Source organism: Ihubacter massiliensis (assembly GCF_024125305.1).
GTDB lineage: Bacteria > Bacillota > Clostridia > Peptostreptococcales > Anaerovoracaceae > Hominibacterium > Hominibacterium faecale.
Map to the genome: position 1 here is coordinate 1,070,674 of NZ_JAMXVH010000001.1, position 25,519 is coordinate 1,096,192.

At 47.8% G+C, this 25,519-nt stretch carries 29 protein-coding genes; 6 read left to right on the top strand and 23 right to left on the bottom strand.

Features of this window, described 5'->3' with window-relative positions:
- Positions 1 to 474, bottom strand: coding sequence for a GNAT family N-acetyltransferase (locus tag NIA71_RS04865; RefSeq protein WP_253019816.1), 474 nt, complete (start codon positions 472 to 474; stop codon positions 1 to 3).
- A 615-nt stretch (positions 475 to 1,089) separates the two neighbouring features.
- On the opposite strand from NIA71_RS04865, the gene NIA71_RS04870 reads away from it, so the two are divergent.
- Positions 1,090 to 2,361, top strand: a complete 1,272-nt coding sequence (locus NIA71_RS04870; protein WP_253019817.1) for an ATP-binding protein — start codon at positions 1,090 to 1,092, stop codon at positions 2,359 to 2,361.
- A gap of 19 nt (positions 2,362 to 2,380) precedes the next feature.
- Here the strand turns inward: NIA71_RS04870 and NIA71_RS04875 are convergent, their stop codons facing one another.
- The 9 genes from NIA71_RS04875 to NIA71_RS04920 all read right to left on the bottom strand — a co-directional run bounded on the left by NIA71_RS04875 (position 2,381) and on the right by NIA71_RS04920 (position 10,259).
- Positions 2,381 to 3,238 carry an ABC transporter permease gene (locus tag NIA71_RS04875; protein ID WP_253019818.1) on the bottom strand — a complete coding sequence of 286 codons (858 nt, stop codon included), beginning with the start codon at positions 3,236 to 3,238 and terminating at the stop codon, positions 2,381 to 2,383.
- A complete protein-coding gene (locus tag NIA71_RS04880) occupies positions 3,235 to 4,149 on the bottom strand; it encodes an ABC transporter ATP-binding protein (protein ID WP_148395890.1) in 915 nt (304 codons plus the stop codon). Before NIA71_RS04880 ends, NIA71_RS04875 begins: the two co-directional genes overlap by 4 nt.
- Positions 4,133 to 4,561: a DUF3021 family protein gene (locus tag NIA71_RS04885; RefSeq protein WP_227755347.1), complete on the bottom strand. Its 429-nt coding sequence runs from the start codon at positions 4,559 to 4,561 to the stop codon at positions 4,133 to 4,135. The genes NIA71_RS04880 and NIA71_RS04885 overlap by 17 nt, the downstream gene beginning before the upstream one ends.
- A 13-nt stretch (positions 4,562 to 4,574) precedes the next feature.
- The gene (locus NIA71_RS04890; protein WP_227755348.1) at positions 4,575 to 5,015 is read right to left on the bottom strand and encodes a LytTR family DNA-binding domain-containing protein; all 441 of its coding nucleotides are present in this window, start codon (positions 5,013 to 5,015) and stop codon (positions 4,575 to 4,577) included.
- 107 nt (positions 5,016 to 5,122) lie between these two features.
- A complete protein-coding gene (locus NIA71_RS04895) occupies positions 5,123 to 5,911 on the bottom strand; it encodes a GNAT family N-acetyltransferase (protein ID WP_148395893.1) in 789 nt (262 codons plus the stop codon).
- A 99-nt stretch (positions 5,912 to 6,010) separates the two neighbouring features.
- Entirely contained in the window at positions 6,011 to 6,757 is a 747-nt protein-coding gene (locus NIA71_RS20150; RefSeq protein WP_415270811.1) for a GNAT family N-acetyltransferase, read from the bottom strand.
- An 81-nt stretch (positions 6,758 to 6,838) separates the two neighbouring features.
- Positions 6,839 to 7,351, bottom strand: coding sequence for an immunoglobulin-like domain-containing protein (locus NIA71_RS04910; RefSeq protein WP_253019819.1), 513 nt, complete (start codon positions 7,349 to 7,351; stop codon positions 6,839 to 6,841).
- 54 nt (positions 7,352 to 7,405) lie between these two features.
- Positions 7,406 to 9,514, bottom strand: coding sequence for an FtsX-like permease family protein (locus NIA71_RS04915; protein ID WP_227755350.1), 2,109 nt, complete (start codon positions 9,512 to 9,514; stop codon positions 7,406 to 7,408).
- Positions 9,501 to 10,259, bottom strand: coding sequence for an ABC transporter ATP-binding protein (locus tag NIA71_RS04920; RefSeq protein WP_148395896.1), 759 nt, complete (start codon positions 10,257 to 10,259; stop codon positions 9,501 to 9,503). The genes NIA71_RS04915 and NIA71_RS04920 overlap by 14 nt, the downstream gene beginning before the upstream one ends.
- Before the next feature lie 166 nt (positions 10,260 to 10,425).
- On the opposite strand from NIA71_RS04920, the gene NIA71_RS04925 reads away from it, so the two are divergent.
- From NIA71_RS04925 to NIA71_RS04935, 3 genes are all read left to right on the top strand, one after another.
- On the top strand, positions 10,426 to 11,127 hold the full coding sequence (locus tag NIA71_RS04925) for a LytR/AlgR family response regulator transcription factor (RefSeq protein WP_148395897.1): 702 nt from the start codon (positions 10,426 to 10,428) through the stop codon (positions 11,125 to 11,127).
- A gap of 9 nt (positions 11,128 to 11,136) precedes the next feature.
- Entirely contained in the window at positions 11,137 to 12,432 is a 1,296-nt protein-coding gene (locus tag NIA71_RS04930) for a GHKL domain-containing protein (RefSeq protein WP_253019820.1), read from the top strand.
- A 423-nt stretch (positions 12,433 to 12,855) separates the two neighbouring features.
- Complete coding sequence (locus tag NIA71_RS04935) at positions 12,856 to 13,329, top strand: pyridoxamine 5'-phosphate oxidase family protein (RefSeq protein WP_148395899.1); 474 nt, start codon at positions 12,856 to 12,858, stop codon at positions 13,327 to 13,329.
- 75 nt (positions 13,330 to 13,404) lie between these two features.
- Here the strand turns inward: NIA71_RS04935 and NIA71_RS04940 are convergent, their stop codons facing one another.
- The 7 genes from NIA71_RS04940 to NIA71_RS04970 all read right to left on the bottom strand — a co-directional run bounded on the left by NIA71_RS04940 (position 13,405) and on the right by NIA71_RS04970 (position 19,471).
- Complete coding sequence (locus NIA71_RS04940) at positions 13,405 to 14,481, bottom strand: radical SAM protein (protein WP_148395900.1); 1,077 nt, start codon at positions 14,479 to 14,481, stop codon at positions 13,405 to 13,407.
- 14 nt (positions 14,482 to 14,495) lie between these two features.
- Positions 14,496 to 15,119 (bottom strand): TetR/AcrR family transcriptional regulator, encoded by a 624-nt coding sequence (locus NIA71_RS04945; protein ID WP_148395901.1) that lies wholly within the window; start codon positions 15,117 to 15,119, stop codon positions 14,496 to 14,498.
- A gap of 148 nt (positions 15,120 to 15,267) precedes the next feature.
- On the bottom strand, positions 15,268 to 17,307 hold the full coding sequence (gene feoB, locus NIA71_RS04950; RefSeq protein WP_148395902.1) for a ferrous iron transport protein B: 2,040 nt from the start codon (positions 17,305 to 17,307) through the stop codon (positions 15,268 to 15,270).
- A 3-nt stretch (positions 17,308 to 17,310) separates the two neighbouring features.
- Positions 17,311 to 17,532 carry a FeoA family protein gene (locus NIA71_RS04955; RefSeq protein WP_148395903.1) on the bottom strand — a complete coding sequence of 74 codons (222 nt, stop codon included), beginning with the start codon at positions 17,530 to 17,532 and terminating at the stop codon, positions 17,311 to 17,313.
- Positions 17,533 to 17,708: 176 nt separating this feature from the next.
- Entirely contained in the window at positions 17,709 to 17,903 is a 195-nt protein-coding gene (locus tag NIA71_RS04960) for a hypothetical protein (RefSeq protein ID WP_148395904.1), read from the bottom strand.
- 52 nt (positions 17,904 to 17,955) lie between these two features.
- Complete coding sequence (locus NIA71_RS04965; RefSeq protein ID WP_227755355.1) at positions 17,956 to 18,921, bottom strand: hypothetical protein; 966 nt, start codon at positions 18,919 to 18,921, stop codon at positions 17,956 to 17,958.
- Positions 18,905 to 19,471, bottom strand: a complete 567-nt coding sequence (locus NIA71_RS04970; RefSeq protein WP_227755356.1) for an RNA polymerase sigma factor — start codon at positions 19,469 to 19,471, stop codon at positions 18,905 to 18,907. Before NIA71_RS04970 ends, NIA71_RS04965 begins: the two co-directional genes overlap by 17 nt.
- Positions 19,472 to 19,649: 178 nt before the next feature.
- On the opposite strand from NIA71_RS04970, the gene NIA71_RS04975 reads away from it, so the two are divergent.
- Positions 19,650 to 20,030 carry a DUF4186 domain-containing protein gene (locus tag NIA71_RS04975; protein WP_227755357.1) on the top strand — a complete coding sequence of 127 codons (381 nt, stop codon included), beginning with the start codon at positions 19,650 to 19,652 and terminating at the stop codon, positions 20,028 to 20,030.
- 27 nt (positions 20,031 to 20,057) lie between these two features.
- Positions 20,058 to 20,924, top strand: a complete 867-nt coding sequence (locus NIA71_RS04980; protein ID WP_253021273.1) for a DMT family transporter — start codon at positions 20,058 to 20,060, stop codon at positions 20,922 to 20,924.
- Positions 20,925 to 21,259: 335 nt separating this feature from the next.
- Here the strand turns inward: NIA71_RS04980 and NIA71_RS04985 are convergent, their stop codons facing one another.
- The 6 genes from NIA71_RS04985 to NIA71_RS05010 form a co-directional block, all read right to left on the bottom strand.
- Positions 21,260 to 21,904, bottom strand: a complete 645-nt coding sequence (locus tag NIA71_RS04985) for an ABC-2 transporter permease (RefSeq protein WP_227755358.1) — start codon at positions 21,902 to 21,904, stop codon at positions 21,260 to 21,262.
- Complete coding sequence (locus NIA71_RS04990) at positions 21,901 to 22,752, bottom strand: ABC transporter ATP-binding protein (RefSeq protein WP_148395909.1); 852 nt, start codon at positions 22,750 to 22,752, stop codon at positions 21,901 to 21,903. Before NIA71_RS04990 ends, NIA71_RS04985 begins: the two co-directional genes overlap by 4 nt.
- A gap of 3 nt (positions 22,753 to 22,755) precedes the next feature.
- Entirely contained in the window at positions 22,756 to 23,127 is a 372-nt protein-coding gene (locus NIA71_RS04995) for a GntR family transcriptional regulator (RefSeq protein ID WP_148395910.1), read from the bottom strand.
- Positions 23,128 to 23,442: 315 nt separating this feature from the next.
- Positions 23,443 to 24,048: a histidine phosphatase family protein gene (locus NIA71_RS05000; protein WP_227755359.1), complete on the bottom strand. Its 606-nt coding sequence runs from the start codon at positions 24,046 to 24,048 to the stop codon at positions 23,443 to 23,445.
- 72 nt (positions 24,049 to 24,120) lie between these two features.
- On the bottom strand, positions 24,121 to 24,693 hold the full coding sequence (locus tag NIA71_RS05005; protein WP_253019821.1) for a hypothetical protein: 573 nt from the start codon (positions 24,691 to 24,693) through the stop codon (positions 24,121 to 24,123).
- A gap of 188 nt (positions 24,694 to 24,881) precedes the next feature.
- A complete protein-coding gene (locus NIA71_RS05010; RefSeq protein ID WP_253019822.1) occupies positions 24,882 to 25,517 on the bottom strand; it encodes a methyltransferase type 11 in 636 nt (211 codons plus the stop codon).
- Positions 25,518 to 25,519: the final 2 nt, after the last annotated feature.

A 25,519-nucleotide genomic window follows, 5' to 3' on the forward strand; every position in this document is an offset into this window, starting at 1 on the left:
TTATGCCAGCGATACGTCCCATCCGCAGCAGTCCGCCTCATACATGCGTATCAGCTCGCCTTCCTCGCAGCGAACCATCGTCAGAAATTTCCACCCGCATCGTTCATAGAATTCCATATGATCCGTAATCAAATAGACCTTTGAAACTCCCATCTCCCCAAGGTCCTTTCGGATGAAATCCAAAATTGACCTGGCGATTCCTTGGCAGCGGTAATTCTCTTCAACAAAAAGCGCGCACAGGTTGGGCGTCAAGTCTCTCCTTTCATGGAAATCATTTTCAATGACACCCGCGCCGGCGATAATTCCCTGCTTTTCATCCAGCACAACATACCACTGGGGAATCCCTTGCTGCTGCCGGATGCACAGCTCCATACTTTCCTTATAGGCTTCGACCGGGACTTCCCATTTGCTCGCAAACCAGGCAGCCGCCTGCTCCAGGAGCTTTGGATGATCCCGCAGTCTTTTTAATTTCACAGGACTTTCTCCCTTTTTAACATATTTTATTTTATTATACCACCGATCATTCTTTGCCGCACCTATATCTTGCTACGACGTGGCTCGCAAGGTATAACATATTGACCAATTGGTACGGCTTCGCCGAGGGGTTCAATATGTTGAATGATGCTCGACGTGGCTCGCATCGTATAGTATTCTAACCATCGGAGCGCGGCGTTGCCGCAAGGTAAAAGAAGCCGGAAAATTTTTATAAGAATTTTCGTTTTTTACGCAATTCCGTGGGTTTGCGGAGACTGATCTTTCCAAAAAGGCCAGAAAACGGAAAACCCTGCTTCAAGGCGAATTTGAGATGGCTCAATCGTTGAAAACAGGGTAAATTTCGTCTATCTTTTTTACTTTTTACGCAAAGAGGCCCATATCCCTCAAACCGGCCGCTTTGCTCCCTCTAGCTTACAATGATACTATTCTAACCATTGGGATACGGCGTTGCCGAGCGGTTGAATATCGTGAAATTTTTTCGTCGTAGCGAAAAAATTATAAGTTCATGCCCGGCGGGTTCGTTTGACGATTTGCGCGTTTTATGTTAAAATAAATTTATATTTTAGATTTGCATAAATAAGGGGTAAAAAACACATGGAGAATAAATTTTTTGAAAGAACAATCGAAGATGCGGTCAGAAATGTGAGTGAGACTTTTCCTGTATTACTTTTGACCGGTCCGCGCCAAGTTGGAAAAACAACCTTATTGAAAAAAATGGCGGAAAGGGAACGCCGCATTGTCTCATTGGATGATCCGTCCATAAGGCAGGCGGCCATAGAAGACCCGGCCATGTTTTTGCAGAGGTATGAGCCGCCCGTTCTCATTGATGAGGTCCAATATGCCCCGGAACTGTTTCCGTATATTAAGATGTATGTGGACGCCAATAAAAACTGCGGCGATTTTTGGCTGACCGGTTCCCAGACCTTCCGCATGATGAAAAATGTGACGGAATCCCTGGCAGGAAGAGTGGGCATCCTGGAAATGGAAGGCCTTTCAAATAGCGAGATCAACGGCAGGCGTTATGCTGCCTTTGATGCTGATATTCCCTCGCTGATCAAACGGCTTGACCATGGAAACTCCATGAGCCTGATGGAAGTTTTCGAGCGGATATACAAAGGCTCTATGCCGAGACTTTATGAAAACGAATCGGTGAACAGGGAACATTATTTTGAATCTTATTTGCAGACTTATATAAGCAGAGATATCCGGGATTTATCCCAGGTCGCCGATGAAATGAATTTTTTCCGCTTTCTGAGAGCAGTAGCTGCACGGACCGCAACCAACGTAAATTATGAGGCTCTGGCTAATGAAATGGATATTTCTGCGCCGACCGCAAAGCAATGGCTGTCGATCCTGGTTTCTTCCGGGCTGGTGCTTTTCGTGCAGCCATATTTCAATAACGCCCTGAACCGTGTCATCAAAGCTCCTCGGATGTATTTTTTAGATACGGGACTGTGCGCTTACCTGACAGGGTGGAATTCTCCGGAGGTACTGGAAAAGGGTGCTATGAGCGGACAAATTTTTGAAACCTGGGTCGTAGGTGAAATCTATAAAAGTTACTTGAACGCAGGAAAGAAGCCGCCATTGTATTTTTACCGCGATAGTAACCAAAAAGAAATCGACTTGATCCTATATCAGAATGGGATCGTAAATCCGATTGAAATAAAGAAAGCCTCCGCGCCAAAAGGAGCGACAAAGCATTTTTCTGTTCTCAAACCGATTGAAAAAGAACCGGAAAAAGACGATGTCTTCAAAGGGACTTCCCATTTAAAGACGGAAATCGGAACAGGTCTGGTCATTTGCCTGCCATCGGATATCATCCCCATTGATAAGAAAAACTGGTATGTTCCGGCCTGGTTGATTTAAAGGCAATTCCGCGAGCACCTCACACCCGTTTTTTCCGCGAAAGATTGGCTGCCGCCAGTGCGAAAAACAGGATTCCAAAGCCCAGCAGAATCAGCAGATTCATGCCGCCAGTCAGTTCCTTTTCACCGAACCAGAAATGAACGCCCAGCATCTCTTCCACATGCTGGGTCTGGGAAACCGGCACGCCTTCAAAGCTCTGGGCCATGGGCGCTTCCATCATCGTCTGCCGCATCAGCGCAGCCGCATGGGATGTGGGGAACAGCCTAACGATCCACTGCACCCCGTCCGGTAGCACGCCGATGGGCAGATAGATACCGGTAACAAAACCGATCAAGGTCCCAATGATTGTGCTGGCGGTGGAAAAGGCGTTATTACTTTCAAAGAAGGAAGTTATGAAAAAGATCATAGCTGTGTTGGCTAAATCGGCAGCCAGAATCAGCAGCAGCAGCTTGCATAATGCTGAAGTACTCAGCAGCTCTCCGCCCCGGGCCCCAATATAGATCTCTGCGGCAATCAAGGTTACAATTGAAAGAGCAAAGCCGACAATGGCCGCGCTCAGCACATATCCAAGGGCCAGGTCTCTGCGGTGGGTGGGAGAAACATAAAAATCCTTGCTGATCTTCTCCGCCCGATCTCCCACCATGATGCCGAAAGCGCCCATGGTCGTGGTGACAGTAGTCACAGAAAGCAGCCCAGCCATCACCCAGTTATCCATCAGCTGTTTTACATGGGCAAAGCCTTCAAAATCAGACGCCCATGTATCACCTAAAAATAACACGTACAAACCTACGATAATCAGGGAAGACAGCAGTGAAAAGAAAACAGCTGTCCGATCCCGAAAAAATACGAGCAAATTTCTCTTAGTAAAAGTTATCATTCTCTTAGTTCCTTTCCGGTGATCCCAATAAAAGCATCGTCCATTGACCCGGCCGTCACTTCAAAGCTTTCGATGTAAGAACGGCATTTTTCCAAAATCGGCAGCGCATCCACTGTCTTTTTCAGTTTGACTTCCAACTGCCCGGGGCGCTTCGTATGCTCCAGATTCAGGCCGCTCAGAATCCCGGAGACAGCCTCCGGGTCGCCGCAGACCAATTTGAGCCGGTCGGACGCATAGGCGTCGCAAAGCTGTGAGGGCGTTCCTTTGGCTGCGATTTCACCATCATCGATGACAATCACATAATCCGCTCCTGAAGCCTCTTCCATGTAATGGGTCGTTAGAAAGACAGTCATGCCGCTGTCTCTTTGCAACGTTCGTATGGTTTCCCATACCACTTTTCTGGTCTGAGGATCGAGACCTGTGGTGGGTTCGTCCAGAAACAAAATTCTTGGTGTGTTAATCAGCGCTCTGGCAATATCGCAGCGGCGGCGCTGGCCTCCGGATAATTTGCCGTAAGGACGTTTTGCATATTCGTTCACTCCCACGGAAGTCATAGCGCGATCCACCGCCTGATCCAGCGTTCTGCCTTTTAGGCCGTATAACGCGCCACGGCAAACCATATTTTCTCTCACCGACAGACGTCGGTCCAGCAGGCTGTCCTGAAAAACCACGCCGATGGATCTGCGGATGGCGTCATCTTCTTTGCCCAGCGTATGCCCATTTACCAGGACGCTGCCGCTGTCCGGCTTGAGAAAGGTACAGATCATATCGATGGTCGTACTTTTGCCCGCCCCGTTGGGTCCCAGGAAAGCAAAAAGCCTGCCCGTTTCCGCATAAAAGCTGATGCCTTTGACTGCTTCCACAGCTCCATATGCCTTTCGTAAATTTTCCACTTCAATGATGTGCTTCATTTTCTCTCTCCTTGATCTTCTTGTTAATTTTATTGGCGGTACTACTGGTGTGCCAGAGCAATAGAGCCGAGGTGACAAGGAAAACCGCCACAAACACCAGACAGACTTCCAAGATGTATTTTCCTTCCCATGGGAACCAGCCGAATAGCCCTCCTCCCAGACCCAGCACGCAGACTGCCACATCCAGCAGCTTTGTAAACTCTATGGCGAGAACCGACCGGAACCGGATCCTGGAAGTGAAAAAGATCAAGATGCTGATCATCGTAGTGCAGCCGAACACTTCCAGCGCAAACACATTTGTAAAATCCGTCATCAGATCCGCGTCAAAGGACAGGCAGGACAGAATGACCATCACTGTGGTAAACGATATGCAATCGATCAGCACGCAATTTTTTACCGTTACTTTATCCATAAAACCACCCCTTTCAAATTCCAAATTTCTTGCGAAAACCGCTCACATAGTGGCGATTGACTACTTGTTTTTCGCCGTTTTCCAAAGAAGCTTCCAGCCTTCCGCTGAGCATCGGCCGCACGGAGCACAGCTTATCCGTATTGAGAATGGTCGATTTGCTGATGCGGACAAAGGAAGTATCTTGCAGCTCTTTTTCCCATTCATATAATTTCCGCGGGGTCTCATAGACATCCCCTTCCAGATAGAAAAAAGTCTTTTCGTCCACACTTTCGATGTAAAAGATATCCTGCAGCGCCACCTTGTGGGCCGTTCCGCTCTTATATCCCACCGCTGCGCCGGCAAGCATCTCCAACTGCCGCAGCAGCGTCTTTGTCGCCTCATCGTGCTTGCTGCCGCAGCGAACAATCACTTCTGTTTCGCAGAGGGTCTCGGTTTGCTCTATTTTGATCTTCAAGAAAACACCTCCAATCCGCTTTCTTTGGTTATTTTAACGTCCTGCATAAAAAAAGCAAGTACCTGGACGGTATCTTGCTTTTTTTACCGGTAACATGCACACATGTTTCATGATCTGTGCATGTGGATGGTCGTGTATTCTCCTCTATATTCATAGCCCAGCTTCAATGCCATTTTTTTCGAGGCCAGATTTGCAGCATCCCAGCAAGGGCGTATTCCTCTCAGGGAACATTCTTTGACTAAAGCAGCCGCGCAGCAAAGTGCCAGCCCTTTTCTCCGATAATTTTCCCGGGTTGCCACCTGGATCTCCGCGCCTCCATCGTATACCGTCATGGTAGATGCTGCCGAAACCAATTTCCCTTTATCAACCGCGGCAAATCCAAGCCCGCGTTCCAGGAAATCTTTGGCAGATGAAAAGGTCTCACAAAATTCCCGGGACCAGGGTTCCGCCATAGCCTGCGCATACAGGTTTTCATCAAAGGGTATCAGAGAGAATCCCGGCGGCAAGGAATCCGCATAGCGCTGAAGCTTTGTCAAATCAAAAATATAATCCTTTTGTACGATTCCATACCGGGCTACCGGTTCAGGGTGATTGACATCGCAGGCCAGCAAGAGCGTCTCCCAGCCCGGCTGATCATCATCGAAGATAGCCACACTGCTCTGCGCTTGGCAAACCCGAAAAAAATGCCGAACTAGATAGGCGGCGTCCTCCGAGTTGGGATTTCCTCCAAAAAAGCTGTATTCACCGCTGATGATTAGTGCGGCTTTAGGATTTGTCCATGATGCTAGATACGCTTTTCCCATATATCCCTGCAGGCAAGCAATGACCATAGAATCTTCTATTCCGCTGAACATCGGTGCAATTTGATCCAGATCTTCTTTTTTCACTTCAATCATAAAAACCTCCTTTTTTGTAGATGCATACTTTATTATACAGGCTTAACGAAAGCTATAGAAGATCTTTCGCGATCGAAAAGGTTTCCCTGGCTGCGGCCTCTATCTCCGCCGATGAGCTGTGATAATCGTACAACTTCGGGCATTTACGGTAATAATGCAGCCTTCCGTCTGAGCATACCAGTTCTTTCCCTTTCTGGAAACTGCAGTCCCTGGGGCAGTAATCTTGTCTTTGCACCAGCCGACCACATCTTCCTCTGCTGCAAGAGAAAGATTGCTTCTGATTCGCGTTGCTCCCAGCTCGGTGGTATGTAAACGCCCCAAATTCCCGATCAATTCCTGCTTCGCAGCTTTTGGTCCCCAGGTTTCTTTTTGGGAGCCAGGCTGCTTGCTCAGCTTTTTTTCCATGATTTCGTAGACCAGCACAGCGCTGTTTCCAACGGTCTGAATTTTATGTTCAATGGTCTGATATCCCCTGTGTTCATACATGCAGCAGGCCGGAAGAGAGGCATCCAGCCGAACCACTCCATATTGTTTGCCGATTTCTTTCTCCAGGCATTCCATAATATGGCTCCCATATCCCCGGCCTTGATAGGCTGGGGCGACATAAACTCTTGTAATATGATTACCCTGGCGGCTTCCGGTCCCCAATAGCTGCTGGTCATCAGAAAGAAGGATGCCAGTACGGCCCTTTTCTATGTCCCCGCAGATTGCCTTCCGATCATGCAGGCTGCAAAAGAAAGACACCACTTCTTTTGGATAGTATTTGGGATAAATGGTTTTAATCGTCTCCTGCACAAGCTGGTAAACCGCTTCCATATGCTTTTTTTCCGCCTTCATGTAATCCATGTTATCACCTCAAATCGAATCGCTGCACTGGTTATCTGCACTAGTTTACCATACCTTGAGGCTTTCTATCAAATCTTACATTTATTGAAGCTCAAATTCACAGGACAAATTGTACTGTTTATAATCCCAATCCCGCTCATGGACGAACCAGTAAAAGCTCTTGATCAACCGGTAACGGCCCGGCGGCAGATCGTTTCCATAGTATGCGCTGATGTCTTGTTCCAGCCGCTTCTCCTGCCCCGGGGCGAGGTACAAATCCTTTGACGGTTCCGGCGTATCGGCAAGCTGGGTCAGCTGATACCATATCCCATCTTCTTCCACCTCCAATTCAAAGTATTCGGCATAACGATACTCCTTTTGCGAGTAATTTTCCATAATCAGCGTTATCCGGCCCAAATCGGAAGAAGGATACCCTTTCCGATCCGCAGCAAGCTTCACATCCGTCAGTGTATTCAGGTTTTCCTCCGTTCCATACGCTGATACCGGGTATTCCTGGGCATAATCCTCCACATCCGCATTGGGCCGATCCTTTTGCTGGGAACATCCCGCCAATATCACCAGTATAAAGGCCATCAATACAATCCATTTTTTCATCACATTCCCGCTTACTATCTTTAGAAACTGCCCGCCCACAATTCAACACACACGTTACAAAATAATTTTCATCACCCGTTTCAGCGAAAAACGGTACATGATAAACTGATAAAGCCCCATCACTCCACAGGTGACCAGATCGACTCCCAGAGCAGCCCATTCATCGGGGAGGAACCGCGAATCATTCTGCCAGAGCAGCAGCACATAGTAGCCAAACATGAGGCCACTCCCGACAATGGTCGGCAGCACAAAGAGCTTTTTCAGCTGGGAAACCACCAGTTTTCGGATATAACCGTGATCGGCTCCCAGTTTGCGCAGATCGTCGAAAACCTGCTTATTGGCAATCCCCACATTCATGCTTCTGGTATAAGCGATAATCCCCACTGCCGCCATACAAATGACCGCCACATAAATGAACAGTAAATAATAGAGGATAAAACTGGAAAAGATATTTTTCAGGTTGAGGATTTTAAAATTGGGGGCATATTTCCATCCCAGATCCACCTCAGAATGTTCCGGACGCAGTTGGACTTGACTATCATAGCCATAGGTTTTCCCGGCTGCCAGCGCCTCCTGCTTCTGAAATTCATCGTAACTGCTGAGCACCTTCATTTCGTCGGAAGCCCTCAGACAATACTCCTTGAAAAGAGCCTTGGCAAATTCGTAAGAATCCTCCAGCTCGCCCGCATCAAAGAGAATTTGTCTGGTTATCAGTTCATCGGACAAGCCTCGTTTCAATTTGGAAAAATCATTGTCATTTAAAACAAACCTTCCATTGACCGTAAATCCATCATTCTGCACCAATCCCTGATAATCCGCCGTGCCGCCGTCTTTCAAGTTCATAGTAAGGCCTGTCACCGTATTCTTTACATGATCCAGGTCGCCAAAACGATTCCAGATGGTTTCCTCGGCATTGGGCCTTTTGATCTGCTTGTAGGTTCCCCGGTCCACGGTTATTTCGCTGCCTGTGAGACGGTTATAGGCTTTGGCGCTGATAAACTCCTGGTAGCAGAACTGCTTTTTATAAATTTCGATCAAATTGCCGGAGCTGTCATAGGATTCCCGTTCAACTCCGCTGGCCAGCAGCCTGATCAGCTCACCCTCCCGGTAATTTTGGATTTCCGCATGATGTTTTCCGGCCAGCTCTTGGATGTCCTCTTTCTTTACTTCATCGACGTTTTTAGGGTAAGCCAAAGCAAAGTCCACCGGGTTATTTTGGTGAAGCATTTTCCCGTTCAAATACTGGGTAGGCCCGTAAAAACAGGCAAAGAGAGTGGCAATGATCAAAAGGGCGATGACCAGCATGTTCCGTACCACGGAAGCCCCTTGGAATTTCATCATTCCATAGGAAATCATATGTTTATAATATTTTTTTGGATTTCTTCCCTTTTTGTGGACGGCCACCGAATAAACCATCAGCATGTACAACCCGATCAGCGCCAGAATGTAAAACAGGTAAGGGATCAGTCCCAGGTTTTTTTCCATCAGCTTGGCCGCGATGACCGGAAGCAGCAGTCCGCAGGCAATTCCGATGATCAACAGCGCGCCGCCGATTGCAGCATAACGACCGGTCACCATCTTTTTCAGAGGTTCGCTTTTCCTCTGCTGATTCATAATATCCATTAAATTGCTACGTTTCATAAAGCGAAAAGCCATGAACATCAGACAAAGCAGCACGACAACGGCAAACAGCAGGCTGGTTCCGACGCCAGTCAACGACAAGGTGCCTTTTTCCACATCGGATACGGCCAGCCCCTTAAAGATTTGCCCGATGAGAACGGCCAGCGCGTTCCCTAAAATCAGCCCGGCCAGAGTACAGAGCCCGGTCAAAAGGGCTACTTCCAAAAGCAGCGCCCGGGACAGCTTTCCCTTCTCCGCCCCCAGAGCGATAAACACGCCGGTTTCCCGGCTCTTGTACCGGAGGAACAGTCCTGCCGCATAAATGGAAAACAGCAGGCAGCCCACCGCGGCCACGGCAAAGATCATGTAAACCTGCTTTCGGGAGTCGCCGCCTTCCGGCAGAACGCTTTGGATCAGCGGGCTGAATATGACCGTGGAGAAAGACCCGATCAGCATCACGGCAAAGGTAACGCAGAAAACAAACTGTGTGTAATTTCCCCTGTTTCTCTTTCGCAGCTTGGAAAACAGATTATTCAACGTCATTGCCTTCACCACCATTCAAAACTTTCAATACGCCCAGCAGCTCCTCCAGAAACGCTCTTCTGCTCCCCCTGCGAACCAGCTCCTGATAAATCCGTCCATCCTTCATGACGATCACCCGGTTGCAATAGCTGGCGGAAAAGCTGTCGTGGGTCACCATGAAGGTGGTGGCGCCAAGATGCTGCTGCGCCGCGAGAAAGGAACCGATCACGGCTTCACTGGAACGGCTGTCCAGGTTGCCCGTCGGCTCATCGGCCAGGATGAGCAGCGGATTGTTCATCAAGGCCCGCGCTACGGCTGTCCGCTGTTTCTGGCCGCCGGAAATCTCCGCCGGAAACTTATTGGCGATATCTTGAATGTCGAAAAGAGAAAGCAGCTTTCTGGCCTTTTTTTCCATGGATTTGTAAGGCTCGTCTTTGATCACCTTGGGTACGCAGATATTTTCAAAAACGGTCAATCCGTCCAGCAGCATGAAGTCCTGGAAAACAAATCCCAGCTGTTCATTGCGTACCCGGGCTAGTCTCCGCTCGTCCAAAGACGCCAAATCCACGCCGTCTAAAAGGACCTCCCCTTTTTCATACGGGATGAAGCAGGAAATGCAGTTGAGCAAAGTCGTCTTACCGCTTCCGGAAGGACCCATGACCGCAACAAATTCTCCTTTCTGTATCTGAAAGGACACGTCCTTCAAGACTTGGTAGGTCGCATCGCCCGTTTGATAACTTTTATACAAGTGTTCCACCTTTAACATATCGTTCCTCCTGATTGTTGTGATAGCTCTATTTTAAGCTATCTGCCCCTTGGGAAGCGATATGGGCGGCTGTCAACTTTGACCTGGATTTTGTAAAGTTTTGCACAGGAAGGCGGAATTGTGCTATGATAATGATCGTCAAACAGTAAAAAGGAAGGACAAAATCATGTTAAAAATTGCCATATGTGATGACGAAAAAGAGCTGCGCCAGGATCTGTCGAAGATCTTATCGCGCAGCCTGGAGCTTCAGGGCGTTTCTTATAAAATCTTTCCATATTCCTGCGGCGAACATCTTCTGGCGCTGGCCGGGGAGCAGGATCCGGATATTCTTTTTCTCGATATTGAAATGGGACAGATGGATGGGATGACGGCGGCCATGGAACTGAGAAAGGCCGGCTGCCGGGCGGTCATCATCTTTATCACCGCTTACCCGGACTATGTGTTTCAAGGCTATGAGGTTCGGGCCCTCAACTACATTTTAAAACCGTATAAGGAAGAGAAAGTGCTGTCCGTACTTTATCAGGCCATGGAGGAACTGCGGATCAGTGCTGACCAGTATTACACCATCCGGCACAAATCCGGCGCTGCACGGCTGCTGCTCAACGATACCCGCTATTTTTTCAGTGAGCGGCGCACCATTACGGCTGTAACCGGGGCCGGGCCGGTAAGCTTTTACGGAAAGCTGGGGGAGCTGGAACTGGAGCTGCCGGAATTTTTTATCCGCATTCACAACCGGTATCTGGTAAATCTCAGCTTTGTCTCGGCCATCGACGGGAACTCGGTTCTCTGTAAAGACGAAAAGCTGCCGGTCAGTCGCTCCTGTAAGCAGGAGCTGGAAGTATCCTTCGCGAAATATATTTTAAGGTAGGTGTGATATTTGATTGCCTTTTTCGATTTTATTGTAAAACCCATATCCATAACTTACGGTATATTCCTTTATCTGCTGCTTGCATCCTTTATCCCGGTGAGGGATCACTTGATCTGGAAGGTGCTGGCCATCATCGGCTGCTGGCAGACATCCCTCATGGTGATTTTTCCCAACGATCCCTTTAACCTGATCGCCCTGTTTGGGATGCTTTTTGCGACGCTCCTTATCACCTTTAAGGGCAAGCTGATCGAAACCGTTTCCGCGGTCCTGATCCTTTCTTCGATCATCATTGCCATCAACTATATGACCCACGAAATGGGGCGAATGTTTTTTCTTGCCTTGGGAAATACCAGCCAGGTGTACGAATCCGCCACTTTGGTGCTGGTTCAGGCGATTCGTGTCCCCATTTGGGCCGCCATCTATCTTTTTTTCCGCAAACGGCTCCGTCAGGCTTTCCAAATCCTCACTGTTCGCATGTGGCTCATTGTGGATGCGGTGTCTCTTGGCTCTCTGGTGGGCGTTATTTCTGTTTTAAACCTGATTCCCGACGGGCCGTCTCTCTGGCCCTCTTACCCGGCCTGCGCGGCGTGCCTTCTCACCGAGCTGGGCTGTATTTACCTCATATCCTATATTTCCGCTTCCATGCGGGCGCAGATGGAAATCAGCAATCTGCGCTATCAGCAGGCTTACTATCAGGAGCTGGAGCAAAATCAGAGGGAAACGAGAAAGCTGCGCCATGATATGAACAATCATTTCAGCGTCATCCGCTCGCTGTTGGAAAAGAAAAAGTGGGAGCAGGCTTTAACCTATGTAAGTGATCTTTCTCAAAAGCTCCCCGCCAAAACCCGGACTTTTTGCAAGAACAGCGTGATGAATGCTGTGTTCAACGCCAAATACGATCTGGCTGTGCAAAATCAGATCGATTGTTTTTTTAAGATCGATCTGGACCGGATGCCGGAACTGGATCCCATTGACCTTTGCTCCATCTTTGCCAACACCCTGGACAACGCCATCGAAGCCTCCTGCGCGCTCCGCGATCCTAAGGAGCGGAGCATCTCTGTAAAAGCCCGCTATGATAAGGAGTATTTCAGTTATGAAATCATCAATGCGAAGGAAAATCCTGTTCGTCAGCTGGATAACAGATTCGTATCTACCAAAGGCGATTCCAAGTTTCGCGGGTTTGGCCTGGAAAATGTGAAAGATGTGGTGAACAGACTTGGCGGAACAATGGATGTTTCTCATACGGAAGATACTTTCTCCGTGGTGATTTTGATCCATATTCCTTCGACACTTTTCAACATCTGAGATCGGCCTTTTCATCGGCCTTGCCGTACTTTTCCACAAGATTTTTAAAATCGTATACAATTTTATTCAACCCCTTTTGTGGATAAACATTTTTTTACAAACGTTGAAATTATTCGGATTATAGGAGCTGGACAGATAGAGTTATCCACAAGTTTTATATTTCTGAATATAATGGTACGCAGGGATCTTATCTTTCCTTTCCGTATCGCATCTCGTCTACGAGTTCCTGAATATCATCTTTGCTGTGAACATCCATTGCTTCTTGAAATCTAAAGAAAACTTGAACTCACTTATAGTATCTCCCCTTCCGCATCAAAAGTAAACTCGAGGCAAGGGAACCTGACAACTTTTTTCGGACAAACATGTTATAATAGTCTCATATCCGCCATACACTGAAAAAGATAGAAAAGGGAGGTAACGATTATGTTTCGTCAAATGCGATTAAAGGAAGAAAACCAGCTGCCGCAAGAGCATGCAGTAAAAATCTTGGAAAATAACACCCATGGAGTTCTTGCCTTGGATGGGGATGACGGCTATCCCTACGCAGTTCCGGTAAGCTATGCCTATGAAGACGGTAAAATCTACTTTCACGGTGCAGCCGAGGGAGGACATAAGCTGGATTCGATCGCAAGAAACAGCAAGGTTTCATTTTGTGTAGTGGAAAAGGATGAGATCCTTGCCGCCGATTTCAACACCTTATTCCTTAGTGCCATTGCCTTTGGCCGCGCTCGAATCTTAGACAATGATGAGGAGAAGCAACAGGCGTTGGAACGAATTCTAAAGAAATATTCCGCTGACTACATGGCAAGCGGCCGGGATTACATAAAGGCATCCTGGAATGAAGTCTGCGCAGTGGAAATCACCATTGAACACCTGACGGCCAAAAAGGGTATTTAAATGATTCGCAGCCGGATATCCACCCCATCCGGCTGCCTCTCTCTGCGCCGGTGTTAACACCGTTGAATTTCTAATCTATAGCAGGCTTTTCACTTCCTGCTGGTGGAGAAACAGCGTGCAGCCTCCGTGATGATCCTGCGCACGTTCTTCAATCTCTCGCACCTGTCGGAAAAAGGATGAGGTCAAGATTTTCTCCAAGCCTTCCCGTTTTACATTCAACCTGGAAAAAGGCGAAAAGGGACACGGCTCAGCACTGCCTTTGGGACTGATATGAAAAAAGCCCCTCCCTGCAGCCAGACAGCCGCCCATAAATTGTTCATCACCGGGAAAAGATAGAATGGCCATATCCTTATATCTTTTTTTCAGGCGCAAGGTCTCTTCCGTCAGCCAGGCTAATTGCTCAGAAGAAAGCACCAGCTCTTCCGTTCCTGTCTCTGCTGGAACATATTCTATGTAAAACACCACACCGCATCCTTTTTTTCTCAGTTCGTCAAGATGCTGTTCCCCTGCGATCTCATGGACATTCTCGCTGGTCACGGTGATGGAAACGGCGAACAGAATCCCCCGTTCTTTCAGAGCTTCCATCAGGTGCTCAATCTTCTCTGCCACACCGGCCCCACGGCGCAGATCGGTCCGCTCTTTCCTTCCCTCCACGCTGATCACTGGGATCAGATTGCGATTATCATCAAAAAGGTCCAGATAGCTGTCCTGCAGCAAGAGCCCATTGGTAAACACCGGAAAGGTCATGTTCTTGTAAGCTGCGGCTGCTTCTAACACATCCCGCCTCAAAAGCGGCTCGCCTCCTGCCAGTAAAACAAAAGAAACACCCAGCTGGGACGCTTGAGAAAAGACTTTTTCCCACTCCGAATCAGTCAGATCGTCTTCCGGTTCCCCGCTGTCGCAGCACATGCCGTCTGCCCTGGCATAACATCCGCTGCAATGAAGGTTGCAGGATGATGTAATGCTGGCGATCAGAAAAGGCGGTACATGGAGGCCGGATGCTTCCTTGCTTTTCCGGATATCCGCGCTTTTTTTCAGCGCAGGTATGAACCCTGCTAAAAACCGTCTTCCTTGTTTATCGGTCAAATAGAATTTCGCCGCTGTGTGGGCGATTGCATGTATCCCCTGTTCCATATATTGATTGAGATCCATAATATACCCCTTTCCTATGCCGAATAACGTTCTCCGAACTGTTTAATATGATCTTCCACAAGCTTTTTTGCTCGCTCCTTCTGGCCGTTTCCGTCGCAAACGGTCATCATTAAGAAGATCGGTGCGTAAAACTGAATGGCCATCTGCTCCGGATCTCCCTTTTTGAAATACCCCTTGTCCATCATCTCAGAAAACAGATTGGCCATATACTGAATCACACCGTCCGCCAGATATTGCCGGTACATCTGGGAAAGATCGCTGTTTCGGTATTGCTCCAGCATCATCATTCTGCGAAAGGCGGAAGCATAGGGGTCCTCCGTCCAATAGCGGAGAATCTCCTTGCCGTAAGTCTGCATATCGGATATGGACGCCTGGCCGTAAAGATCCGCCATCTGAGAAAACTCCCCGTCAGGAAGTCCCATCGCCTCCATCCGCCTTTCATATTCCTGGTCCATTCGATTTATAATGCTCTGAAAAATATCCTGCTTGCTTTGATAATGCTTATACAAGGAACTCTGCCTGATTCCCAGACGATCGGCGATATCCCGAACCGTGACACCGTCGTAGCCCCGATCTGCGAAAAGCTTCAACGCTTCAGACAGAATCTTTTCTTTTGTGTTACCAGTACTGCGCCCCATGACCTCCTCCTTTTTAGCTAACGTTTGTTCGCTTATAGTTTAGCTAATACCTGTTCTCCTGTCAAGAAAAAATTGCTTGCCACAGAAAAAGCGCTGCTATCAGCCGATAGCCTGCGCTTTTTGGTTTACCATAATCGAAGGGTTTTATCTAAAAAAGAAACAGCGACGCGATCTGATAAACACCAAAGGTCACTGCCCAAGCAACCACAATTTGGAAAATTGCTGTCTGCACCATTTTCCCTGTGCTGCCGGTTTCCTTTTTCACCGTTGCCAGCGTTGCCGCGCAGGGCGTATACAGCAGACAGAACAGCATCATGCAAAAGGCATTCAGCGGCCCAAATCCCATGTCTGAAAGTTCCTGGCTCAGCTGTGACATTCCGCCGCCTCCCAGATTTTCCAGTCCAAAGAGTACGATGAAGCTGGACACGACAACTTCCTTTGCCGATATTCCGGCGATCAGCGCTACGCCGACCTGCCAGAAACCCAATCCCACCGGCGCCAGAACCGGAACCAGCACGGCGCCGATCTTTGCGCCGAAGCTATCGGTCATATCCGCAGCATATCCGGAAGGGCCCAGATTGAGCAGGAACCACATGATGATCGATGCGATAAAAATCACAGTCCCCGCTTTGGTCAAATAGCTTTTGACCTTTTCCCAAACATAGATGGACACAGTTCGGATACTGGGCATTTTGTATTCCGGAAGCTCGATCAGCAGCAGGTCTTCCCGTTCTTCCCGGTCAAACCGGTGCAGGACAAGGGCGACCAGAATTGCTACCACAATCCCGATCAAATACATGGAATAAGCCACCAGCATCGCATGGTTTTCGAAAAACATGCCTGAAAAAAGAATATAAATGGGCAGTCTTGCACTACACGACATAAAGGGCGTAATCAGCATGATCCGGTACCGATCTTTTTGGCTTTCCAGTACGCGGGAAGCCATCAGCGCCGGCACGGTACAGCCGAATCCCAGAATCATGGGGATGAAGGCTCTGCCCGAAAGTCCCAGCCGCCCCATCATGCCGTTCATCACATAGGCCACTCTTGACATATACCCGCTGTCTTCAAGAAATGCCAGAGCCAAAAATAGAATGGCAATATTGGGCAAAAATGAGACGATACCGCCTACCCCAGCAATAATCCCATCGATCACCAATGAAGTCAGTCCCTTTCCGGCGCCTGCCGCCGCAAGCCCCGCAGCTGCCCCATCCGAACCCCAGCCGATAAAGGTCTCCAGGTACCCTTTCATCCAATCGCCGATGGTAAAAGTCAGGAAAAACACCAGTGCCATGATCCCCAAAAACACGGGAATTTCCAGCCAATTATTGAGCAGAATATTGTCCGCCTTATCGGTGATAGCTGCTTTCCGGTCTTTGTTCACCAGCACTTCTGATATAATCTCTTCTATAAAATCATATTTTTCGTTGATAATATCGCTTTCATAGCTTCGATCCAGCACCTGAGGCAGGTCAACGGGATACTTTTCACAAATTTCCTTATCGCTTTCCAGCAGCTTGATCGCATACCATCGATAGTTTTCCAGCCGGGGATACCGCTGGGAAAGCCGCTGGCAGAGCAAGTCGATCTTTTCCTCGAGATCGTCACTGTAAACCATCGCATACTTTTCGTGCTTTTCTTCTTTGCTCATGCCGCAGTCATGGTGATGGATCAGCCTGTCGGCCCGCTTTTCCTCTTTATGATGGGCAATTGCGTGGAGCAGGATATTCAGCCCTTTGCGCTTCTGCGCGGATACTGGAATAACCGGGATTCCCAGCATTTCCGGTAGCCTGTGAAGGTCAATTTCCATACCCCGTTTAGCCACAATGTCCATCATATTGAGGGCCATCACCACCGGCTTTCCCAGCTCTAAAAGCTGCAGAGTCAGGTAAAGATTGCGTTCCAATGCCGAAGCGTCCACCACATCCACGATTACGTCCACTTCATCACTGAGTATGTATTGTCTGGAAACCTGCTCTTCCATGGTATAAGAGGTCAGACTGTATGTTCCCGGCAAGTCCACCAGCTTGTAAGCACTCTCGTGATACTGCATGGCCCCTTCGACCTTTTCCACAGTAACGCCGGGCCAATTTGCCACTTTCAGGTTAGCTCCGGTAAAAGCATTGAAAAGCGTGGTTTTACCGCAATTGGGATTTCCAATAAAACCTACGGTCATTTCATTTTCCATATCTTACACCTCCCTGACCTTAATCCTTGAGGTCACGCCGTGTCCGACGGCAAAACGGGTGCCCCGCAGCATCATAACCATCGTTCCCCGCCTCTTTTTATGAATCAACTGGACCCGGGTCCCCTTTATCATTCCCAGCGCTTCCATCCGCTTTTCCAGCTGGGCCGGTAGAGCGGTTTCTTCTATTACATAAATTTTGCCGATACTGCCTTTGTCTAATGTCATAACATCCTCTCACTATTCGATCATTTCAACTGTTTTTCACAGGTGTTAGCCACGTCTAACATTAAGAATTGTACCGCATTTTTTTATGATTGTATACACTTTTCAGCAATTTTTTTTTATACATTTCCTGTTGTTTTGAACAAAGCGGTGTGACTCCAGGCATCTGAAAGCGATTTTCAGTTTTTTTGCCGATTCCTATTCGAAATGCCCTGATTTGGATGCGATGTCCATAGAAAATCCGGGCATTTTACTGTTTTCCCAGCGAAAGCGGTCTGCGCCTCTGTTCCGTCCTGGTTTTCCAGCAGGATCTCGCTTCCACAGCCGAGGCCGCGTAAAAAAAGAGCTGCTGCATGAAAATCAATTTGCTCCATGCAGCGCCCTGTTTTTCCGTCCCATGCTGGTAATCTTGCTTTTCTTAATTCATTATTTTAGCTGCTTCAAATCCAACTGCTCAATCATGGTTTCCAGCTTCTTTTTACTGTAAGTTCCTTTCCCTTCTTTCAGCTCGTCGGCCATGCACATGGTGACTACATAATTTCCTGCCGGAATGACCACTTCATAAATTTCCGACTGATTATCATCTTCCTTGGTGCCGTCCTGGTACATGGAACACTTCACCGTATATCCCGATTTGGTTACATAATCCCATTGTTCCACGTTTTTAACATCGTCAGAAAGACTCAGGGCCAATCCGTTGATTCCACTGAACACGTCGTTGGGCGTGCAGCTAAAGTCACAATAGGTGTTTCCATCCATTATGATACTGACAGAACCGTTTTCCGTATAGGAATACTGACCTTTACCGTTGTCTGGGAAACTTCCCAGGAAGTTGCCGGTTCCCGACTTTTCAAATGTCTCAGCGGCAGTCTTTGTGAAGATGTCTTTTTCATCGTATTTCAGGTTGTATTTCTTACACAGTTCCGCTGCTTTTTCCGGGGCAAATGAATGCCGGGTATAGCTTTCATCCGTCATCGCGCCTTTAGTGGCTGCGGCCTGTTCCTGGGACAGTTTTTTCAATTCTTCCGGCGGCAGATTTTCCACATATTCACGATATTCCTTCATGGCTTTGTATTGATTGCTGTCTTTCAGAGAAACCGTCTGAGTCTCTTCACCCAGATAAATTACCTTGCCAAAACCGAAAAGCTCCGTCGCATAGGCGACCGCTCCGAAGGCCAAAAGCCCCACCAAAGCCGCTGCCAGAATACACACCCTCCGGCTGCGTGATCTTTTTTTGCCAGGCATTGCGCGGCCCTCCTTTTCGTTTTGAATTTTTCTTAATACGCCGCAGGTAATAGCCTCTGCTTCCGTCCGCTCCAGTTTCTCCGTCCCGATCTTATCACACACTTGTTCTTCTTCAACGCTTGCCATTAATTCATATAGCTTTGTCATGTAAAACTCCCCTCTCTGTCAACACACGTCTCAGCGCCGCTTTTCTGCGGTGGAGAATGTTCTCCACTTTTTTCGGCGCCAGACAAAGTTTTTCTGCGATTTCTTTTATCGATAAAAAGTAGAAATGGCGCAGGACGAAAACGCTTCGGTCCGGTTCTTCCATCTCAGAAACCGCCTGCCTTACCAGCTGCTCGTTGTGCTTTTTGGCAAGATCGGATTCCAAATCCACGGACAGATCTGCCACATCGTAGTCGTTCATGTCCATGGGGATTTCCCTTGCCTGTTTGCGCAGACGGTCCAGCGAAACGCTTCTGGCCAGCATTGTGATATAGGTCTTGAGACTGGCGTTTTTCTTTTCATCGAACCGGTCGGCATATTTCCACAATTTGACGAAGGTATCGCTTACCGCTTCCTCCACATCCTCCTGTCCGCAGTATCGCAGCACGCTGCGGCATACGGCTTTTACATTGCCGCCGTATTCTTCCACTGCTGCGGCGATTCCCCGTTCCGGATCCGTTTTTATCATTTCGATCAGTGTTCTATCCTTCATTTTATCCTCCACACATTGAAGACGTCTTTCACCCTATTATACGTGACCTGGGCGATCTTTCACTCAAACTTTCTTCCATCTTTTTGTTTTTTGTCTTCCAGTTTGCATTTCCCGGCTTCGGTGGTATACTAATTGGGTGGAAAAAACAAAACCTTGCTGATAAAGGAGCATTTTAACTATGATAGATGTAAATCAGATGGACAACCTCTTTGGCCGCTTATCACGTTCCAAATTCAGAAGCGGTTTTTCACTGAAAGAAAAAGACTTGAACTATATCGCAGCAAAAGGGCTGGATACGATTCGCAGCCACGCATATGATTTTGTGGGCAAACGGCTGGCGCCGGCAGTCATCGCCAATGATGGCAAACAGACGCCCATGCGGGGTCATCCTGTTTTTATCGCCCAGCACGCCACGGCCACCTGCTGCCGGGGCTGCCTGCAAAAGTGGCACCGCATACCCGCTGGCGTTCAGCTGACTCAGGCGCAGCAGGATTATATCGTGGATGTAATCCTAGCATGGATTGTAAAGCAGATTAGCGATAAGAGAATGGACCGTTAGAGAGGAGATGATACCGTTATGGCACCAATGAGTGATAAAAAGAAAGCAATTATATTTATTATCTGTTCGGCGTTTTTCTTTGCCTTGATGAATATGTTCGTGCGGATGTCAGGCGATCTGCCTTCTGTTCAAAAGAGCTTTTTCCGAAATTTTGTGGCCTTTTTCTTCGCCCTCATCATACTCATCCGCTCCAAAGAGGGGTTTGCTTTTGACAAAAAAAATCTGCCGGTTTTCATCGCCAGAGCGGGTTTTGGCACGCTGGGTATACTTTGCAATTTTTATGCGGTCGATCACTTGCTCTTGTCCGATGCTTCAATTTTGAACAAGCTGTCTCCGTTCTTTGCCATTGTCTGCTCCTATTTCATTCTCAAGGAGAAAATAAAGCCGGTCCAAGCTGCCGCTGTGGCCATTGCTTTCTGTGGTGCGCTGCTGGTGGTCAAGCCAGGCTTTTCCGTGGCCGGTGCTTTGATTCCGTCGCTCATTGGAGTGGCCGGCGGATTCTGTGCAGGCATCGCCTATACTTACGTCCGGGTACTGGGGCAGCGGGGTGAACGGGGTCCCTTTATCGTCCTTTTCTTCTCCGCTTTTTCCTGTATCGTGACGCTGCCATTTTTAATTTTTGACTTTCATCCAATGTCAGCTGCCCAGGTCATTACTCTTCTGCTTGCCGGACTTTCCGCAGCGGGCGGCCAGTTCACCATCACTGCGGCCTATACCCACGCTCCCGCACGGGAGGTCTCAGTCTTTGATTACACGCAGATTGTCTTTGCGGCCGGCCTGGGATTCTTCTTCTTTGGACAAATCCCAGACCTCTGGAGCATCCTAGGCTACATCATCATCTCCGGCGTGGCAGTCGCAATGTTTTTGTATAACATTCTGCCCGGCAAGCGATAGCGAGCCGCGGTAGCCGGGACACGAAAACGCACTTCGAACCAGTCGGGCAGCGGATTGCGGAAAACTTCTGCGAGACTTTGCATTATTTACGCAAAGTTGTGGGTTTGCGGGGCCTGAGATTGAGAAATGACCTGGCTGGCTGCTGAAAGTTCATTTCAAGAGGCCGCAACCGTTCAAAAATGCGTAAATTTCAGACGATTCTTTTGCTTTTTTCCAAAAATTTTCAACCAGAATAAAAAAGATCGGCATTGGTATCAAAAATAAGAAGATTCCAAGCCGATCTTTGATCGTTTTTTCGATTCGTTCGATTAGCCGGTCCCCATCGAACGAGCCTCTTAAAATTCTTTACGTTCCAGGATTCCGACACTGCTCTTATAAGAAATCGCCAGGGCAGCCAGCACCACAATTGCAACAATTCCTCCAATCTGCGCGGTTCCCATACCTTCCAGGGAATTCACGATCTTGCCCAAATCCGCATGGTTGATAAGCACCTGCATGCAGGCAATGACCGCCGCGATTAAAACCAAAATGGCAATCTTGCCTTTCTGACCTCCAAATTTAATCTGTACCGGAATCATGACAGCTTGCAGCAAAAGGAATACGATCAAAGCTCCGGCAAACATGATATACAAGCTGTCAATATCAGACTGCCCGCTGACAGCTCCCACAATCAGCGCCAAGACAATTGCAATTGCCCAGCCAATCAGTCCGGTCACGAATCCAAAGATATACTTGGCCCTGACATAGGTCCTGCGGGAAGCAGGCAGCGTAAACAAGTACGCGAATCCATTATCCACCTCATCGTAGGCAATGGTGTTCAAAACCAAAACAGCTGCAATCACTGTAATATAGCTGATGATAAACGACGTACTGGCCTCGCCTCCCCAAAAAGCCATAATTACGGCTACAAACAGCATCAGCGCAATTAATATTTTTGCCTCTTTCAGCGTATAAAAATCTTTTAGCAGCATCGCTTTCATTTTCTTTTCCCCCCTATCAGCATGGTTTCCACTTGATCGATTCCGCATCGCTCCACAATCAGCGACGGATAATTCTCTTGATAATACTGTCGCTCATTAGTCAGTGCGCTGTATCCGAAACCTTCCTTTTTCACACACAAAATATGGTCTTTATCCAGAGTATCGTACTGGCGATCCTCCAATTTTAGAAGGCCGTAATTGCTGAGTATCACGTCGGTGTCCTCATGCAGAACAATTTTGCCTCCTTGAATCATATAGATATCATCGCACAAACCTTCCAAATCGCTGGAAATATGCGAACTGATCAAAATTCCCCGCCCTTCTTGTTCCATATACCCCCGGAGCATATCGAGAATTTCTTCACGTGCCACCACATCCAACCCGGCCGTCGGTTCATCCAAAATCAATAGGGCAGCCTCATGGGAAACCGCCAGAAGCACCTTGAGTTTGGCCTTCATGCCTGTAGAAAACTCTTTTATCTTTTTATTTGCGGGCAGATTGTGTTCCCGACATTGATAAAGAAACCCCTCTTTGTTAAAGCTTTCGTAAGATGCATCCATAATGGAAGCGGCCTCCCTAATATTCAAATGTCCGCCAAATCCGCTGTCGGAAAGCACTGTTCCGATCTTCACCCGATCTTCATCCGTCAGTTTTCTGCTATCTTTTCCAAACACCCATGCACTGCCGCTGTCAGGTGTCAGCAGCCCTAAAATCGCTTTAAAAGTCGTGCTTTTTCCCGCCCCATTCTGTCCGACCAGACCTGTAATATGGCCTTCCTTCAGGCTCAGGGAGCAATCAAGCTTAAAATCTCCGTAAGCTTTTGTCACATGTTCCAGTTTTACAAGCATCGCTTATTCCTCCATAATTAGATTAAACAGATCAATAATTTCCTGATCCGTCATACCGCATCTTCGTCCTTTTAGAATGGCCATTTCCAAATCAGATTCTACGTTTTTTCGGTGTTCCTCCATCAAAAGTTCCGGACTGGTGCCTGCGATAAAACTTCCTTTGCCGTGGACCGTGTTTACAAACCCTTCATGCTCCAAAGCATCATAGGCTTTCTTTACCGTCAAAGCACTGATTTTCAGTTCTTTTGAGAGGGATCGAACAGATGGGAGCATTTCGCCTTCCTCAAACATTCCATTCATGACATGCGCCTTAATCTGATCCACAATCTGTTCATAGATGGGCTGTTGAGAAGAGTTATTGATTATCAGTTTCATAGGTTTCCTCCCTTGTTCACAAACAGTATATAACAGCATATAACACTTTGTCAACTGTTATATGCTGTTTATTTTAAAAGATTTATAAAAGCGCTGCTTCCGCATCATCCGGTTTGATACAAACAAAAAAGCTGCCTGTTGAAAGACATGACTTTTCAATGCGGCAGCTTTATTCGCGGGAGTGCGCCCGGCAGCACAAGCGTAGCTCCAAATTTCAGGTGGCATAGGCTTTTGGGAAAAGATTTAAAACAAAAGCTTTCAATAAAATTTTCCTGATTTGATTCAATACCGATCCGCCCATGAAAATCAGCACGATTAATAAAAGACTTTATCCCGTTCTACGATCCGGGAAGAATCCACCGTTAATTCAGCGATGGTAGCGGCGCAGTTGGGCTGCCTTGGGTGTTTCCATAAATCCTTCAGATCGAGCCCTTCCAGAAAGCGGAACAAGGTCTGGTTAACCGCCGCATGAGCCACGATTAAAACTCGCTTTACAGCAGGATCGACGGTCCGCAGCTCCTCTAAAAAGGAATCCGCCCTGCGGCAAACATCGGCAAAGGATTCGCCGCCTTCCGGCGCCTGGTAATCCTGCGGCCAGTCATAAAAGCCGTCCAAAAGAGAGGCTCCGTCCTGTACGGGTTCGACGTACTCCGCGCCTTCTCCAATGCCAAATCCCATCTCCTGCAGCCGTTCATCCTGTTTGATCGCAAGCTCCCGGTCCCCTTTAATAATGCGGGCCGTCTCAAAAGCCCGTGCTAAAGGGCTGGAAAAAATACGGTCAAACGATACATTTCTAAGGCCTTCCGCTGTTTTTCGGGCCATTTGGATGCCTTCCTCTGCCAGCGGGATATCGGAACTCCCCTGAATGCGCCGTTCCTTATTCCATGTCGTGATACCGTGACGTACAATATATAATTCCATGATAGGTTTCTCCTTAAACATATATGGAATAGTTTATCCCTTTTTCTGCCCAATGTCAAAAGCATTCCTTCCTTAGTCGCTGATTTGGTTCTGCATGTTTTGCAGCTTCTCCGGTATGAGTTCCTCCCATTTTCCGCCATGCTCCTTCTGTTCCTGGGGCAGCGTTCTACGGTCTATTGCCATATGCAGTTTCAACATAACAAATCTTGCGGCAGGCTGAGCGATGCACATTTCAACCCCAAGAGAAATGGCAAAATTGCGCGGCCATTTGTAAAAAAACAGCTTAATCGGCGCAAGACTCAGTTCACCGTTTCCAATCCAGGTTCCGATAATCGTGAGAAACACTGACATCAAAAGCACCGAACACAAGATATTAACAAGAATATGAGCATTAAAGCTGTCTTCCTCCTCAACGATACTGGCGGTCATCAGGCTGGCCGGCTTGTATGTGATCAATACCAGTGCAATCACACATAACCATATCATTGGCATAATCTTCAGTGCCTGCGCCCACACAGCGAGAGAGAATCCGATCTCAAAACAGGTAATCAGCGGTGCGATCATGTTGACGGATATGACAGAAATGACTGCCATGAACAGAGTAAATTCCTTCTTGTTTCTCGGTAACTTCATAAAAAATTCCATACTTATAAAACTCCTTTTCTTTCATGTCGCGCAAAAAAGAAAGCGTGAAACCAATTTCTTGATTTCACGCTGAACCATTATACGCGTTGTTTTGTTCTTTGATTAGTATAGACGAATTCACAATAATTTTCAAGCGGCAAATTTTGATTTTTTTCTTCAATGGATGGTAACCCGCACTGCCTGTTCCATCACCCTTCTTTTCCATAATCCAAACGGACCAGCTTCTTGCCGTTGGGCAGATTCCGCTCTTCTTTTGCAAGAAACGAATATCCGCCTTTCTCCATACTCTCTGTCAGCAAAGGCTCTGTCACCTGATGATGCACCTCATAGAGCCGGTCAAAGGAATGGAGGTATGGAGAATCTGAGACAAAGGTTTCCTCCCCGCTGTTGACCTGAATGATACAGGAAGCATACTGGGGATCAACCAGCTTTACCACCCGCAGGAAACATTCGCAGCCAACATACTCGATCAGCAGATCGGCCAGCAGGAGTTCCGCGCAGGGAAGCTCCAGATCATCACCGGTCAAATCGGCTTCAATGGGAAAAAAGCTGTTCAAATCCTCGTAACGGCGGCAGCATTCCGCCAGATAATCACCATTGACATCGACCCCATAGACCCGCTCGAACTGTTTCGGTTTTATGTGATCCAGTCCGTTGCCTCCGGCAACGCCCAGTATCATGACAGTCTTTACGAGGTAATCATTAAGCTGGTCTTTCATCATTTCATTCAGCGTCTGCAGCTGACGCACATCATCCAGTTTCATATGATTTTCATAATCAGTAAGATCAATCGCCTTCCAAGGATTTTCCATACTCTGATTCATGT